Source organism: Chitinophaga sp. NPDC101104 (genome assembly GCF_050277495.1).
Classification (GTDB): Bacteria; Bacteroidota; Bacteroidia; order Chitinophagales; family Chitinophagaceae; genus Chitinophaga.
Genome location: NZ_JBNNSF010000001.1, coordinates 4,558,537 through 4,574,353 on the forward strand (window position 1 = coordinate 4,558,537; position 15,817 = coordinate 4,574,353).

The following is a 15,817-nucleotide window of genomic DNA, read 5'->3' on the forward strand; positions in this document are numbered from 1 at the left end:
TTGTTTTATGCACTCGTTACTTCCTTTTACCGACCTTATCCAGGCCTTCGGCTGGACGATCCTGCACTCGTTCTGGCAGGGTTGCTGCGTCTTTCTCAGCCTGCGCATCGTGCTGTGGCTCTGGCCACAGGCCGGCCCGTCCATCAAATACCATCTCTCCTTTTTGTCTTTGACAGGTATCGCAGGATGGTTCGGCGCCACGTTTGCCACGCAGTTGGGATCGATCCGGGAAGCTTCCGAAACGATGGTAGCGGTGAACGGCGGGATGAGTGCCCTGCCGGCCCACGTACCCATGGCTTTCGCCAGCGCACCGGCGCCCGCTGAGGGCCTGAAAGCCGCGCTCCCGGGAATGGAAGCGTACTTCCCCCTGCTGGTCGGTATTTACGTGGTGGGAGTAACGGTGATGACCATACGCCTTTGCATCGACCTCGCACAGCTGAAAACGCTGCGCCGCCAGGGGTTGACGCAACTGGGCCCCGTTTGGGAAGAACATCTCGCTGCCCTCGCCCGCAGGATGGGCATCGGGAAAAAGGTAGGGCTCTTCATTTCCAGGCATCTGCAGGTGCCGGTGATGATCGGGTTCATGAAACCGGTGATCCTCCTCCCTACGGCCATGGTCAACAATCTGAGCCCCGAGCAGCTGGAGGCCATCCTCCTGCATGAGCTCGCCCACATCAAACGCAACGATTATCTCCTGAATATCTTCCAATCCATTGTAGAAACGATCCTTTTCTTCAACCCGTTCGTATGGTGGATTTCCCGCAACATCCGCCTGGAACGCGAACATTGCTGCGACGACCTCGTGCTCGCCAGCACAGTTCAGCCCATGCACTACGCCAAAGCCCTGGTGGCACTGGAAGAATTCCGCCTTACCGTGAACCCGATGGCAATGGCTGCCGCGCATGACCGGCAACATTTATTTCATCGCATCAAACGCATCATGGAAATGAAAACAAAACATCTCAACTATAGCCAGCGATTCCTGGCGCTCCTGATCATCGTCACCGGCCTGGTCTCCATCGCCTGGCTGACGCCCGACAGCAAGCGCAACAAAAAGGAAAAGAAGGCGGAAACCACCGCCGCTGCCGCTCCCAAACCTAAACCGGCGATCGCTTCAGCTTCAGCACCTTCATCTTCGCCCGCTCCGGCCGCCGTCAGCGACCTTTGCCCCGCAGACACGATCGTGCCCGATTTCATCACGGAACCCGAACTGCCCGTTCCTCCCGTTCCGCCAGCCCCTCCTTCCGCCCCCATTCCGCCCGCATCCGCACCCGCACCCCTGGCGTTCGCCGGCCCGGTACCTCCCGTTCCGCCCATGCCGCCCGCTCCCGCCATGCCGCCCACACCCCCTACGCCAATGTTTTACACATCCGGCGGTAACGGGATCGTGTTCGACAGGCGCGGTGGACAGGTGACCTTTTACTCCCCCGGCGATACAGTTGTTCCCGGTGGCCGTATCAAGATCATCGACAAAAACGGCAACCAGAAAACCTATAATTCGATAGACGATATGTCTGCCGAAGAACGGAAACAGTTCGAAGAAAGCTACATCCAGCTGCAGAACCAGAACCGGAACTTCAACTTCAAATTCAACGAGGACTTCAAATTCGACAAGCATTTCGATCTGAAGTTCGATTCCAGCTTCCGCTTCAACGACGCCGATATCAAGCTCATGCAGGCCAACGCCCTCAAGACGCTCCAAAACCTCGATTTGTCCAAACTCCAGGGCAACCTCGATGCCTTGTCGGATATGAAATGGGAAAACCTCGACGAGAACGTCCGCAAAAACCTGAAAAAGGAAGACTGGGAAAAGGTCATCAGGGACACGCAGAAGAATCTGAAGAAGATCGACTGGAAAAAGCAGCAGCAGGAAATCAACAAGGCCATCGAGCAACTGAAAAAAGAAGAACTGAAATACCGCAAGGAAGCGCAGAAATACCGGAACGATCAAACCCGTTTCAAAGCCGAACAGTTGAAATATCAACGCGATGTGGCCCGCTTCCAGGCGGAAGCCCGGGCGGAGTCCGACCGTGCGCTCGCCGAGCATCATAAAATCGTCAGGGACCAGCGTTTTGCCGCCGAAGCAGCCGTGCGCGACCAGCAACGCGCCGCCCGCGAGCACGAGCGCGCCGTCAAAAACCACGAACGCGCCCGCTTCGACGCCGAAGCATCCCGTGAACTGACCGAGAAAAACAGGGCCACCACCCGCGTGTACAACGATCTGCTGAAAGCCATGGAGGCCGACAAACTCATCGACCGGGAATCCGGGTACAACATCGAAAAGAAGGGGGAAGACCTTTTCATCAATGGTAAAAAACAGGCAGACGACATAAAAAACAAATACAAGCAATATCTCAAAAACGATAACGTTACTATTAAAGGGGATAAAACGAACCTCCATATCCATGCGCGGGATAACGAAAATTAAGCGCAGGGAGGCTCTTTACCCACTCATGTAACCATTCTCCGCCATTCTAATGCAAATTCCCGCTGCCGGTTCCGGTGGCGGTTTTTTCTTATATTTGCCCCTCGTTTATTCATTATTCAAAAACCCGCAGATATGCCGTCTTTCGATATCGTGAGCAAAGTTGACCTCCAGACGCTGGACAACGCCATCAATACCGTTAAAAAGGAAATCAACAACCGGTACGATTTTAAGGGCTCGCCGGTGGAAATCGACCTGGACAAGAAGGAAATGACCTTGAAGCTGGAAGTGGAAACCGATATGAAACTCTCCCAGGTGGTAGACGTGCTGATCAGCCGGAGCATGCGCCAGGGCCTCGCCGCCGAGATTTACGACCTCAGCAAGGATCATTACGTGAGCGGAAAGGTGGTGAAGAAGGAAGTGCCCGTCCGCAACGGCATCAAACAGGACGATGCCAAGAAAATCGTGAAACTGATCAAGGATTCCGGGCTGAAGGTACAGGCCGCCATCATGGACGACATCGTTCGCGTAACCGGCAAGAAAATCGATGATTTACAGGACGTTATCCAGAAAATGCGCGAATCCAACCTGGGTATCCCCCTCCAGTACGTGAATATGAAAAGCTAAATTTTTCTTTGCTTATTTAAAATATTGCGCTACCTTTGCGCTCTGTATTTATTAACTTATTGATATGAAACAGGGAATTCATCCGGAAAATTATAGATTCGTAGTGTTTAAAGACATGTCCAACGGGGACAGCTTTCTGAGCAAATCCACTACTCCCACCCGCGAAACCATCACCTGGGAAGACGGGAACGAGTATCCGCTGATCAAGCTGGAGATCTCCAACACTTCTCACCCGTTCTATACCGGTAAGAACGTGCTGGTGGATACTGCAGGCCGTATCGACAAATTCAACAAACGTTACAAGAAAGACGCCAAATAAGGCTATTTCAGCATATTTTTACTGGTCCCGCCGAGAGCATTCGGCGGGATTTTTTTATTTTAGCCGGTATATGGACCGTCATTACATCCTGTTTGATACGCCCGAGCGTGACGAACTCTACCCCTTCACCCACACCCGGCCCGTCGGGGACATCCGCACGGGTATCCTCACCATTCGGGAAAAGTGGGAAAAATGGCTCGAAACCGGGCCGCTCAGCAGTTTTACCGCTGAATACCTCCAGGCGAAGTTCCCCTTGCAGAAAGCCCCGCCAGGCACGGTTACCGTCCTGTTGAACGGGCACCTCCTCCCATCCGCCGACCTCGTCGGCACCATTTCGGCCATGGAGCCGGGGCAGGAACTGTACAAGAACGGCAGATTGCTGGCCAAGCTCATCAGCGGCGACGATTTCTTTGCGCCCGCTACGCTGGTGCGGCTCGAATTCGAGGGAGACATCCGGCGGGTAGACCGGCCCTGGGACATTGTGCAGCATAACGACGCCGCCCTGCGCGACGATTTCGCGGTGCTGACGAAGGGCCGGAAATCGGCCCCGGTTTCCCCGACCAACCAGGTGGTGAACCCGGAGCAGATTTTTCTGGAACCCGGCGCCAGGGTGGAATGCAGCGTGCTGAACGCTGCTACCGGGCCCATTTATATCGGCAAAAACGCCGAGATCATGGAAGGGAACCTGGTGCGGGGGCCTTTCGCCATGGGCGAGGGCGCCGTGCTGAAGATGGGGAGCCGTATTTACGGCGCCACTACGCTGGGGCCGCGGTGCGTGGCCGGCGGGGAAATCAAGAATACCGTGTTTTTCGCCCATTCGAACAAGGGGCACGACGGCTACCTGGGCGATGCGGTGATCGGCGAATGGTGCAACCTGGGCGCCAATACCAGCTGTTCCAACATGAAGAACAATGCCCGCGAAGTGCGGATATGGATGGAAGCGAAGCAGGAGTACTGGTCTGCGGGCACCAAATGCGGTGTGCTGATGGGCGATTTCAGCAGATGCGGCATTAATACCATGTTCAATACTGGGACGGTCGTAGGCGTGAGCTGCAACGTGTTCGGCGGGAATTTTCCGCCCAAATACCTGCCCTCCTTCAGTTGGGGCGGTGCGGGGTTGACGGACAGGTACCGGCTGGAAGAGGCGCTCCGCGACGCGGACGCCTGGATGCGGTTGAAGGGCGCCGGGCTGCAGGAGGCCGACCGGGAAATTCTGACCCGGATATTTCGGGGATAAATGCGTATTTTTCGCGCCACTTATCAAAAGCATCGTAAAATCATGAGAAAGAAGATCGTAGCAGGCAACTGGAAGATGAACCTGACCCTCGCAGAAGGCGAGCAACTGGTGAACGACATCCTGGCCGCCGGCATCAACTTACCCGAAGGCCAGGCTGTGGTGATTGCCCCGCCTTTTCCGTATGTACAGAAGGTGAAACAGCTCACCCGTAACTATCCCGGCATTTTCGTGGCTGCGCAGAACTGCGCCAGCGAGAAATCGGGCGCATATACCGGCGAGGTGTCTGCAGCCATGCTGGCTTCCGTAGGTATCGACTACGTGATCCTCGGCCACTCCGAGCGCCGGGAATATTTCAATGAAACGAACGCGCAGCTGGCGAAAAAGATCGACCAGGTGCTGGCGAACGGACTGAAGCCCATTTTCTGCTGCGGCGAGCCGCTGGAAGTGCGCCAGGCCGAAACGCAGAACGCGTACGTGGCGAAGCAGCTGGAGGAAAGCCTTTATCACCTGGATGCGGAAGCGTTGAAGAACATCGTGATCGCGTATGAGCCGATCTGGGCCATTGGCACGGGTTTGACGGCCAGCGCGCAGCAGGCGCAAGACATGCATGCTTTCATCCGCGCGCAGATCGCCGCGAAATACGGACGGGAAGCGGCTTTGGGGCTGTCGATCCTGTATGGCGGCAGTGCGAAGCCTTCTAATGCGGCGGAGCTGTTTGCTTCTCCCGACGTGGATGGCGGCCTGATCGGCGGTGCGTCGCTGGTGGCGGCAGACTTTACCGCGATCATCAAGAGCTTGTAATAATTTATAAGATATGGTGGCTGAGGGGCTTATGCCTTTCAGCCATTTTTTTTAGTATTTTTTGCTAACTTTTTTAGTATTTGCCATTTTTCTTCCTATATTTGTATTGTGAAAGGAGGAGCTGTTATCACGCTGCTGTACATGATAACGGTTATTTCGAATTGATGATTGCAAAATCATAATGACATGGAACAGGAACAGGAAGTATTACATGATTACATGCTGGTGGTGCATCCGGACGCGCAAACGGTCCAGGACGTGAGCATGTACAAGCATTTGATCGCGGAGGAATTGGGATCGGCTCCCGGTTCGTTTACGCAGGCGCACATTGCGCTTTTCAGGTCGGAATTTCCGGAGCGTTACGAGCAGGTGTTCGTGACGATGCTGGAGGGGCTGGTGGCGAATCAATCGGCCTTTACGGTGTATACCTCCCGGATCGACCATGCCCGTCAATCGAACGGCCGGCATATGTTTTATGTGAACGTGGCCAATCCGAAGCCGCTGGAAGACCTGCACAAAAAAGTGCTGACCGCCTTCGAGCTGGAGCCGGCGTCTTATCGTCCGCATATCGCGCTGGCGCGGTCGTTGCAGCCGCATCAGTTCACGCAGTTGTCGCCCTATCTGTCGGGTAAGGTGTTTGTCCGCAGTTTCCATTGCCACAGTTTCAGTTTGATGAAACGTGCGGCTGGTAGTGACCGGTACGAACTGGTCCGTGAGTTCACGTTCGGCAAGGAAGTCCCTTCGAGCAATCCGCTGTTTCACCGTGCTGCCTGATGCCATGCAAAAGTATTGTAAAGGATATGACCGATATGACCGCGCAATTGCTGGTAATGAAGGATATTCAAACAACTGTCGAACGACTATAAATAGCTGAAAGACAACCGGTAATAACCGGATACAACTGAAACGACTAAAAATCGACTAAGAAACAAAAAGGCTCGTCGAAAGGCGGTCCTTCAAAATATTGCTGTAGAAGGTGTTACTGCGGAAAATATTGATGTTAAAGATATTTTTTAGAGTCAGTATCATTTAGTTACGGGTCGGGCGTTTATCACCCGGCCCCTTCTACCCTACCCATCTACTTACGACCCATCCGATTCAGGAAACGAACCCTTGCATTCGCATGCTATTGGCATGCACCGGTAATATATGGAAAATGGGATCATCGGCTGATATGCCGGTGCCAGTTCATCGTCGTCAATGCGATGGGCCGGTTGCCGGAAGATCTGCCGGGATTCACGGGCCCGTGCGCCCCGGGGTGCGCTTGATATGCGTGTTCCCGGATACTGTGGGCTCTTTGGTATGGCTTGGTTCCCCATGGGGCTTATGGCGCCTTCAGACATGCCCTGGTTTGCCGGGAATGGCTGTTCCTGGGTTTGCATGGGTGCTTGCAGTACCAAAGCGCCTCCGGACATGCCTTGGTTTGCTGGGGACGGATGGTTCTTGGGTTTGCATGAGTGCTTGTAGTACCAAAGCGCCTCCGGACATGCCTTGGTTTGCTGGGGACGGATGGTTCTTGGGCTTGCATGAGTGCTTGTAGTACCAAAGCGCCTCCGGACATGCCTTGGTTTGCTGGGGACGGATGGTTCATGGGCTTGCATGAGTGCTTGTAGTACCAAAGCGCCTCCAGACATGCCTTGATTTGCAGGATACGGCTGTTCATGGGTTTGCATAAGTGCTTGTAATGCCAAAGCGTCTCCAGACATGCCTTGGTTTGCTGGGGACGGATGGTTCTTGGGCTTGCATGAGTGCTTGAAGTACCAAAGCGCCTCCGGACATGCCTTGGTTTGCCTCGTACGGCGGGCTTGCATGGGTATTTGCAGTACCAAAGCGCCTCGGACATGCCTTGGCTTGCCTCGTACAGCGGGTTCGCGGGCTTGCATGGATGCTTGTAGTACCAAAGCACCTCCGGACATGCCTTGGCTTGCCTCGTACAGCGGGTTCGCGGGCTTGCATGGACGCTTGTAGTACCAAAGCGCCTCCGGACATGCTTTGGTTTGCCTCGTACGGCGGGTTCCTGGGCTTGCATGGGTATTTGCAGTACCAAAGCGCCTCCAGACATGCCTTGATTTTGCCGGATACGGCCGATTCCAGGCTTCGTCATGGCTCCGTAGTACTATTGGGCCCAGACAGGCCCTCAGTAGCTGGCGCCGCGCCGCTGAAATCCTGCCGGAAGGCAGCTTTCCGCAGCTCCGCCCGGCAACCCGGGCGCCCGCTCGTCCGTAAACGAAACAGTATCAATCAGGAAATTTCCGGCCGTTGGGTTAAAACCCCACAGTTGGATCAATTGTCCCATGTAAATTTATTATCTCATGGAATGGGTACCGATCAAACCGACTTACAAACCACCAGGCCATCTGCCCTCATCCGCAGAGCAAACCGTCTTTTCCTGGCTCAGCCGCGCCGGCTTTCAGCTGGAAATGCTCCGCAGAAGCGTAGAACCGCCTGTCACCGAATACTTTTACTTTCATCCATCCAAATACATACAGATCCACATGGTAGAAGATCCTGAAACCGGCCTGGCCCGTTTCTTTATCTTCTACCCCGGCGGACGGACACTCGCAGCCTCCGGCATCCCGGAGCTGAAAGCCACCATCGCCGCCGGGTAAACCACCCCGCAAACGATATTGTTATTTATAAAATCGATCCCGTAGTTATGTTGCACAAAGAAATCGTAGTCAAAGGAATGGTACAGGGCGTTTACTTCAGGGCCACCACCCGGTCCGTCGCCGTAGGAATGGGCCTCACCGGCGCAGTCAAAAACCTGCCCGACGGCCATGTATGGATCGTTGCGGAAGGGCCAAAAGACGCGATGGACGAATTTATCAGCTGGTGCCGCATCGGCCCCTCAGGCGCCAAAGTCACCGGGCTCGACATCACCGACGGACCATTGCAGCACTTTAAAGACTTCAGTATCCTGCATTGATTTTTCGTATTGCTTCCTCATTCACATTCTCTACAACTCTTTACCCGCAAGAGTTACAGCAACCTGTCGAAATGTTTTTTGCTCCCGTTGGGCCACTGCCCAGCGGAAAAAAGAAATAATTCGATGATCTTGAACCTTTAGGAAGCAAACTAAAAAATGTCAACCCAGGCCCCGGATATATTGCGCCTTTTCGGCACCAACCTCCGCCGGATCAGAAAGGAAAGAGGCTTTAGCCAACGCGAGCTCTCTGCACGTTGCAACGTCGACAATGCAGATATTTCCCGTATGGAAAACGGTGAGATAAACGTCACCCTTCGCACACTGTCGCAACTGGCAGACGCGCTCGAAGTAGCGATCCTCGAACTGCTGGCCGACCGCAAAACATAAAAAAAGCAGGACGATCGTCCTGCTTTCAAGTTGCATGATACACCCCAATCAGAGTATATGTAATTTCTTCATCAGTTCCTTATCCAGCGCAGCTTTCGGAACGATCACATTGATCGTGTTCACCGCAAAGTAAGGCTCGGAAACATACAGGTAACCATCGAATTTGGACCCCGTTCCCCAGGAATTCTTCACAATGAAAAAGCGTTTATCGCCCTCCCCTTTCCCGATCCCCGTGATGTGCATCAGGTGATCGTCTTGCGTAACCAGTTTCTCGAACAGCTCCTGGCGGTACTCCGGCGTAACGTCTACTTCCGGAATGGCCGGGTTGGGCTGCTTGCGGTCCATCAGGCTATCGTACTTCGGGCTCAGGGCATAACCGCCGTTGTGCGCAAACCCACGATTGCTCACGTCCGCATCCCACATCACCGTATATCCTTTCTGCACGGCATTCCAGGTAGCACCGATCAACTCGTTGAGGGCCACGTTGTAGAAGCTGCCGTTGGCATGGTTATCAGGCAGTTCCAGCACGAAAGAAGTATAGTAAGGATGATGCGTGAACGAGGTAAGGCTTACATAATCGGCCGGACTGAACTTCACGACTTTCGTCGCGTATTCCTGCGGCGTGTATGTTTTACCGTTATACTCGAATTTCGCGGGCGGCGCCTGGCCCATGTAATGGTCCATCAGCGCGGTGAAGCCCTGCTCCCACTTCGGATCTATCGGCCGGCGGGCCAGCAGCGTGTCCAGGAACTGTTTCAGGGTATCGGCCATCTTGCTGTGGTTCAGCTCGCTCTGACCGGGCAGTTTCCCGCTGTACACCGATTCCGGCATGAGACCGTAGTTCCCGGCGGCAATGAGCACATCGTGCCCCAGGCCCCCTTCCCCGAACTGCGCGGCGCCCTGGCGCTTCACGTAGTTGCGGGCTTTCATCAGGTATACATTCCGCACCACGAACATTTCAGACAGGTCGGGCTTCGCGTCGGCGCCAGCTTTCATGCACTGGCTTTCGATGAGCGACACCGTGCTGAAACACCAGCAGGTACCCGTCATGCCCTGGCTCTTCACGGCCGTGGCAGCGTTGTTTTTGATCACGGTCAGCTCCTGTGCGGGCGGATTGGCGATACTCCGGGGCGTTTCCTGTGCGGCGGCGGCCAATCCTGCTACCAGCGCAACACCCGTCAAAATTTGTAGTCTCATAAGCAGCATGGGTATTTAACGCTAAAATACGAAAGCCGGATCAGTTTTCATGAGAAACGCGCCCGCTGCCGGAAACCGACTGCTCTACGATCGCATTGCCCTTGTACCGCACGCTCCCGCTGCCGGAAATGGCGATCTCGAGTTTTTTGCTCACGTTCACGAAAGCTTTGCCCGAACCGGAAATGGCTATTTCCGCTTCCTGGGCCGTCATCCCGGGCGCATCCACGTCGGCGGAACCGGAAATCGCTACTTCGGTTTTGTCTGCCTTGCCGGCGAGCCTTACTTTACCGTTGCCGCTCATGGCTACTTCGAGCTTTTCGTAATCGACATCGAGGTCGGCTTCGCCGATGCCGCTCAGGGCCACTTCCAGCTTGTCGCCTTTCAGTTTGCCGTCGGATTTGAAGGTCACTTTACCGCTACCGGCCAGTTCGGCGATCTCGGGATTGGTGATCCATACGTTCACCTGCTTGCTGGGCCGCACGTCGGTGTGCTGCTTGTAGCGGATCTGGAGCTCGTTCGACTTGAATTCCAGTTCGATCAGCGGCAGGATGTTCTCGTCTGCCTCGATTTCGATGGAAGCCTTGCTCCCCTGCCGTATCAGCACATTGAACTGGCCGGAAACGCCAAGCTCGGTGTACGATTGGGAAACGGTACGGGTTTCTTTTTTCATGTTACCGTTGCCGGTAACTTTGGTGCGTTGCGCCGTTGCGGTAAGGGCAAAGGTCAGGAGGGCCGCTCCGAAGAGCGCGACAAATTTTTTCATTTGGGTCATGATTTTGTGTTGATGGACAAATTGGATTAATCCTCTTCAACTTTGACGTCGCAATGTTTACCGTTCACGGAAATGAGCGGAGATGCTTCGCCGGCGTTGGATGTTATGGCGGAATAGGAGAGGTTTCCTTTGTTGCGGTTTTCGCTGACGTGCTTGAACACAAAGCCGTCGGCACTGAAATTCCCGTTCTTGATCTCGGCACGCATCCGGAACGGTGTACCCGATTGCACGCCCAGCCGGATATCTGTGTAATTGACGTCGGCATTCAGGGATTTGAAGTTCTTGTCGATCTTCCGGACCCGGACATTGCCGTAGTTGGCACTGATGATGGCGCTGGAGCCCAGCCCTTCCATCTTCACATCGGTATAATTCGCCCTGAGCACCAGGTTCCCGATGTTCCTGAATTTCAGCTCGTCGTAATTGGATTGTACTTTCATCTCGCCCACATTACCGAAGTTGTAGCTGCCGTAGTTGGACGAGCAGTTCACTTCGTTGGCGCTTTCACAGTTCAGCGACGAATAGGAAGCCTGCACGGTCAGCACGTCCGTTTTGCCGATACGGGCTTTGTTGGTGTAATTGATGCTGAGAAAGAGTTTGCCCGCTTCCGCCACATCGATGAAACCGTAGTTCACTTTCAGGTTGGAAGGGAAAGGCAGCTTCCGGGCGATCACGTCCCCGAAATTGCTGTCGATGTTCATCGCTTTCAGTTTCGAGGGCACATATACATCGATGTCGATATTGACGTAATCCTTATTGTCTTTCTTGTTGCTGAACCAGCGGGAACCCGGGTTGGACGAGGCCGTGATATTGACGCTGTTCCCCGATTCCATGGCTTTCACATCGATCGTTTCGGTCATCCGCTGCGCCTGCTCCTGGTCTTTCCCGAAGCCGGTAACGGTAATGGTGGCTTTGCAGACGGGCTTGTCCCAGATATACACCGTCACCTTACCGTATTTGGTGTTGACGTTGACGCTGGAATTGGCGCTTACGTTGAATTCCTTGACGATGACGACCTTATGTTCCTCATCGCCTTTCGCGGCGAATGCGAAAAAGGGACAGAGTAAAAGAAAAAGTATGGTAGATTTAGAGAACATGTTTTTGAGTTGAAGTTGAAGTAGAATCGTTTGTGTATTTGTTCTGCTCATCGAGGATCTTGTCCAGGAGCTCGAGCTTCATCTGGTAGTACCGGATCATGGCCGCGCGAACGCGTTCGTTCCCGGGATTGGCGGCCAGTTCCTTTTCCAGCATTTTATAAGTATCGTTGCGCAGTTCGAGCTCTTTCATGGTCAGGCTGTCGAGCCCCGTTTCCGCGGCGGGGAGCTGTTTGAGCGTTTCCAGTTTCTGTTCGATGCGCGCAGAATAATACGTTTCCATTTCCCTGATTTCCGGGATCACGACCGCTACCGGTTGCCGGGTGTTCAAATACTTCACCAGCAGGCCGGCGTTAGCGATCAAAGCCACGAGTATGGCGGCTTTCCACCAATGCCGGGCTATCATGGCCACTACCCTGCCCCGCTCTTTTTTCGGCTGCGGCAGCTGTTTTTCCAGCGCGGCCCAGACGCCCGGACCCGGCCCTTCTTCCTCAAATCCGCTCCTGTTCTGCCGGATAAACTCTTCCAGGTTCATATCTGCTTCGATTTAAGTTTCACGATCTGGCGGACTTTTTCCTTCGCCCGCATATATTGGGTTTTGACGGTCGATTCCGAGATATTGAGCAGTCCGGCGATTTCGCGGTGACTGTAATCCTCGAAAATATACAGGTTCAGTACCGTTCTGTATCCCGCCGGCAGTTGGCCGATGGCGTCTTTCACGGCGGCTACCGTCAGCGTATGCTCGGTTTCGTCTATCCCCTCTTCCTGCTTCCACTCCTGGTCTTCCACTTCCTCGAAATACACTTTCTTTTTCCGGAGGTAACTGAGGCAGTGGTTGACGACGATCCGCTTGATCCATGCGGTGAGACTGGTGTCTGAAGCCAGGTTGTCCAAATTTTTAAAGATCTGTACGAACGCCTCCTGCAGCACATCTTCCGCGTCGGCCTGGTGGCCCGTCATCCGGAGGCAAATATTATACATCGCCCTTGAATATGCATGATACAGGTCATGGAACGCACGGGCGTCACCCTTGCGGCATCTGGCCATGAGCTGGTCTGTTACAGGCATTTGTTCCAAGCGTTTCGAGTGTAAATTCATATAAAAGACGGTGTGTCGTCAGGAAGGTTGCACGGGGCCGGGATCTTTTTTTCAATATACTGAAAACCACGCGGATATAAAAGCGAACGCGACCCAGAAGGGCCGCGTTCTTTCCATCCTTATATACCTAAAACATGATTAGGTCGGAGTTGATTGCCTACTTCACCCGGTTTTGCTCGTCTTCGAGGCCGGTTTTGCGGTTGCGGGCCTCTTTTACGTTGCTGTTGCCAAAGCGGTAGTTGAAGCTAAGGCGCACCTGGCGGCTGTCCCAGCCGGTTTTGAGCGACAGGTCGCGGTTCGTGATGTGGTACTGGCCGCGGAAGCGCTGCGTCTGGAAAACGTCTTGCACGTTCAGTTTGATAGTACCCTTCTTTTTAAGGACCTGTTTCTGCAAACCCAGGTTCAGCGCGTACATCGGTTCCATCTCGAAGAGCCCTTCGCCGGCCACCTGGCGGGAATTGTACCAGAAAGCAGCTTCAGCCGTATAGCCTTTGCCCAGGGTAAAAGTATGTTGAGTGTTGCCGAAGAAGCCGCCGGAACTGCGGTCCAGCTCCTCACCCTTCACCTCGGTCTGGAAACGGTTGTAGAAAACCGATACCGTCGTGAACGTTTTCCACCATTTGGTGATCTGGTAAGGGGCCGACAGGTTGAAGTTGATGTTGTCTTTCTTGGCCACGTTCATATATTTATACGTAACGATCGTGGTATCGCCCGTGGCTTCGTCTACCGAAGGTTCCAGGATGCGCGACAGCATATCTTTCGTATGGCTGTAGCCGACAGCCGCGGTCAGGAACGACTTGAAGGTGTAAGTAAGGTCGAAGTTGTTGGAGAACTGCGGCCGGAGGTTCGGGTTGCCCGCGCCTTTCGTGTACCGGTCGATGTAGAACTCGAAAGGGTTCAGGTCGTCGTAGCTGGGGCGCTGGAGGCGGCGGCTGTAAGACACGCCCCACTGGTGGTCTTTGCTCGCGTTGTAGCTGAAAAACACGCTCGGGAAGAAGTTGAGATACGTGGTATCGTTCACTTTCTTGATGGTGACCGATGTGCCGGTGACGTTGGATTGCTCGGCCCGGAGCCCCGCCTGCACACCGAGTTTTTTGAACTGGCGGCTGTAATTGATATAGGCGGCGTTTACGTTTTCCTTGTAAATGAAGTAGTTGGAACGATTGGCGTCGTATACCCAACCACCTTTGCGAAGCGAATCGAAGCGGGAATTGTTATCGGAATCCACCCAGCTGAACTTCACCCCTGCCTCGAACTTGTCGTTGTGGCGCAGCGGATGCGTATAGTCCAGTTTGAAGGTTTTGATATTGATGATGCCGGGCTGGTGGGCGCGGGTTGCGTCCTGGCGCAGCATGGCTTCGTCTGTCGCATTTTTATACGTGGAATAGAGTATGTTTTCGCTCTTTTCCGTGTTGCGGGAATAATCGAGGTCGATGTTGAGCTCTTTGCCGGTGGTGTCGAGCTTGCCTTTGTAGTTGAAGTTGTAGGATTGGCGCCTCCAGCGTTGTTCGTTGTCCGTTTTCGTGTAGAGGACGGAATCCAGTTTTACGCCATCGCCGATATTGGTGGTGGCGATACCGTCGCCGGTCCAGTTATGGCCTGCGACATCCACCATCACGCCCAGGGTGTGGTGCTTGTTCAGGAAATAGTCGAGCCCGATTTTACCGCCCTGGTATGCGGATTCCTTGTCGATATTGGAAACCTGGTCGAACACGCTGCGGCCGGAAGCTTCTTTGTTATCGCGGAGTATTTTGAGGAACTCGTAGTTGCGGTTGTAGCTGTAGTTGTAAGAGCCGTACAGGTTCACCTTTTTGCTGCGGTAGTTGAGGTTGATGCCTGCGTTGGCCTTGGGCAGTGTGCCCTGGTTGTAGCCCAGGTTCACACTGCCGTTGGTGCCATAGTTGCTGTTTTTCTTCAGCTTGATATTAATGATCCCGGCATTGCCCGCTGCATCGTATTTGGCGGAAGGATTGGCGATCAGTTCCAACTGGTCGATGTTGGAGCTGGGCATGTTTTTGAGCAACATGGCAATATCCTGGGGAGACATGTTCGATACTTTACCGTCGATCATAATGATGACGCCGTTTTTGCCGCGCATGGAAATGTTATCGTCCTTATCCACCTGGATGCCGGGCGATTGCTGGAGCACTTCGAGCGCGGTGCCGCCTGCGGCCACGATGGAGTTTTCGACATTCACGACCATTTTATCGGCTTTCTGCTCGATGAAAGGCCTTTTGCCGGTTACGTCCACCGCTTTGAGGTTGCGGGTGTCTTCTCCCAGCACGATGGCGGGGAGGTTGACGGGGGACCCGTTGAGGGTGAAAGGCTGGGAATATCCTTTCTTCAGCCCCATATTGGCTGCCGCCACGATGTACCTGCCGCCGGGCACACCTTCGAAGGCATATTTACCGGCGATGTCGGCCAGCACGCCTTTAACGAGTACGGAGTCTTTAGCGCGGAGGAGGGTTACGGTGGCGAATTCTACGGGAGCGTTCGTGGTACGGGTCACTTTACCGGCGATCTCCCCTTTCGAAGAAGCGCCGTTTTGGGATTGGGCATGGACGGAAGTGATGGTTCCGGCCAGGAGGCCACTGAGGATCAACACTTTGTAAAACGATTTCATATAAGGCGGATTATAGATGGATTTAGAACTGTAGATTGATTAGAACCTTTGTTTGAGTAGTTCCTTTCTTTATCAACTACAGTGCTAAGGTAGGTAGTATGTTTTGCATAGTACATAATTATACATAAGTGGTCATTAGAAAGTGATGATTGGTAAAATCGGAGGAAACAGTTTGGGAAACCTGCAAACTGGTTTGCTGTTACTATGAGAAAGACGACCCGTAATGGGATTGGTTACAAACATTTTGAAAAAATCAGGAAAGCTGCGGTCAGCAGGAAAAAAGTCAATCTCATCGCCAGAACGAATACTTTGCT

At 53.8% G+C, this 15,817-nt stretch carries 15 protein-coding genes; 9 read left to right on the forward strand and 6 right to left on the reverse strand.

From position 1 onward, the window contains the following. Positions 1–7: 7 nt before the first annotated feature. From ACQKLP_RS18410 to ACQKLP_RS18450, 9 genes are all read left to right on the forward strand, one after another. Positions 8–2,428, forward strand: coding sequence for a M56 family metallopeptidase (locus tag ACQKLP_RS18410; RefSeq protein WP_427324334.1), 2,421 nt, complete (start codon positions 8–10; stop codon positions 2,426–2,428). A 132-nt stretch (positions 2,429–2,560) separates the two neighbouring features. Then, positions 2,561–3,052: a YajQ family cyclic di-GMP-binding protein gene (locus tag ACQKLP_RS18415; RefSeq protein ID WP_427324335.1), complete on the forward strand. Its 492-nt coding sequence runs from the start codon at positions 2,561–2,563 to the stop codon at positions 3,050–3,052. Between the two features lie 64 nt (positions 3,053–3,116). After that, positions 3,117–3,371, forward strand: coding sequence for a type B 50S ribosomal protein L31 (locus ACQKLP_RS18420; protein ID WP_126248846.1), 255 nt, complete (start codon positions 3,117–3,119; stop codon positions 3,369–3,371). A gap of 70 nt (positions 3,372–3,441) precedes the next feature. Continuing rightward, positions 3,442–4,608, forward strand: coding sequence for a putative sugar nucleotidyl transferase (locus tag ACQKLP_RS18425; protein WP_427324337.1), 1,167 nt, complete (start codon positions 3,442–3,444; stop codon positions 4,606–4,608). A gap of 42 nt (positions 4,609–4,650) precedes the next feature. Continuing rightward, positions 4,651–5,409 (forward strand): triose-phosphate isomerase, encoded by a 759-nt coding sequence (gene tpiA, locus ACQKLP_RS18430; RefSeq protein ID WP_427324338.1) that lies wholly within the window; start codon positions 4,651–4,653, stop codon positions 5,407–5,409. Positions 5,410–5,595: 186 nt separating this feature from the next. Beyond that, positions 5,596–6,183, forward strand: coding sequence for a 2'-5' RNA ligase family protein (locus tag ACQKLP_RS18435; protein ID WP_427324339.1), 588 nt, complete (start codon positions 5,596–5,598; stop codon positions 6,181–6,183). 1,538 nt (positions 6,184–7,721) lie between these two features. After that, positions 7,722–8,018, forward strand: coding sequence for a hypothetical protein (locus tag ACQKLP_RS18440; RefSeq protein ID WP_427324340.1), 297 nt, complete (start codon positions 7,722–7,724; stop codon positions 8,016–8,018). Between the two features lie 47 nt (positions 8,019–8,065). Further along, a complete protein-coding gene (locus ACQKLP_RS18445) occupies positions 8,066–8,335 on the forward strand; it encodes an acylphosphatase (RefSeq protein ID WP_427324341.1) in 270 nt (89 codons plus the stop codon). A 156-nt stretch (positions 8,336–8,491) separates the two neighbouring features. Continuing rightward, positions 8,492–8,722: a helix-turn-helix transcriptional regulator gene (locus ACQKLP_RS18450; protein ID WP_341840533.1), complete on the forward strand. Its 231-nt coding sequence runs from the start codon at positions 8,492–8,494 to the stop codon at positions 8,720–8,722. A 48-nt stretch (positions 8,723–8,770) separates the two neighbouring features. Here ACQKLP_RS18450 and ACQKLP_RS18455 read toward each other — a convergent pair whose 3' ends face one another. The 6 genes from ACQKLP_RS18455 to ACQKLP_RS18480 all read right to left on the reverse strand — a co-directional run bounded on the left by ACQKLP_RS18455 (position 8,771) and on the right by ACQKLP_RS18480 (position 15,503). Beyond that, complete coding sequence (locus ACQKLP_RS18455; RefSeq protein WP_427324342.1) at positions 8,771–9,919, reverse strand: C1 family peptidase; 1,149 nt, start codon at positions 9,917–9,919, stop codon at positions 8,771–8,773. A gap of 40 nt (positions 9,920–9,959) precedes the next feature. Next, positions 9,960–10,682: a head GIN domain-containing protein gene (locus ACQKLP_RS18460; protein ID WP_427324343.1), complete on the reverse strand. Its 723-nt coding sequence runs from the start codon at positions 10,680–10,682 to the stop codon at positions 9,960–9,962. Between the two features lie 35 nt (positions 10,683–10,717). Next, a complete protein-coding gene (locus ACQKLP_RS18465) occupies positions 10,718–11,785 on the reverse strand; it encodes a hypothetical protein (RefSeq protein WP_427324344.1) in 1,068 nt (355 codons plus the stop codon). Continuing rightward, entirely contained in the window at positions 11,775–12,317 is a 543-nt protein-coding gene (locus ACQKLP_RS18470; RefSeq protein WP_427324345.1) for a hypothetical protein, read from the reverse strand. The genes ACQKLP_RS18465 and ACQKLP_RS18470 overlap by 11 nt, the downstream gene beginning before the upstream one ends. Beyond that, on the reverse strand, positions 12,314–12,880 hold the full coding sequence (locus ACQKLP_RS18475; RefSeq protein ID WP_427324347.1) for an RNA polymerase sigma factor: 567 nt from the start codon (positions 12,878–12,880) through the stop codon (positions 12,314–12,316). Before ACQKLP_RS18475 ends, ACQKLP_RS18470 begins: the two co-directional genes overlap by 4 nt. 157 nt (positions 12,881–13,037) lie before the next feature. Then, entirely contained in the window at positions 13,038–15,503 is a 2,466-nt protein-coding gene (locus ACQKLP_RS18480) for a TonB-dependent receptor domain-containing protein (RefSeq protein WP_427324349.1), read from the reverse strand. Positions 15,504–15,817 lie beyond the last annotated feature (314 nt).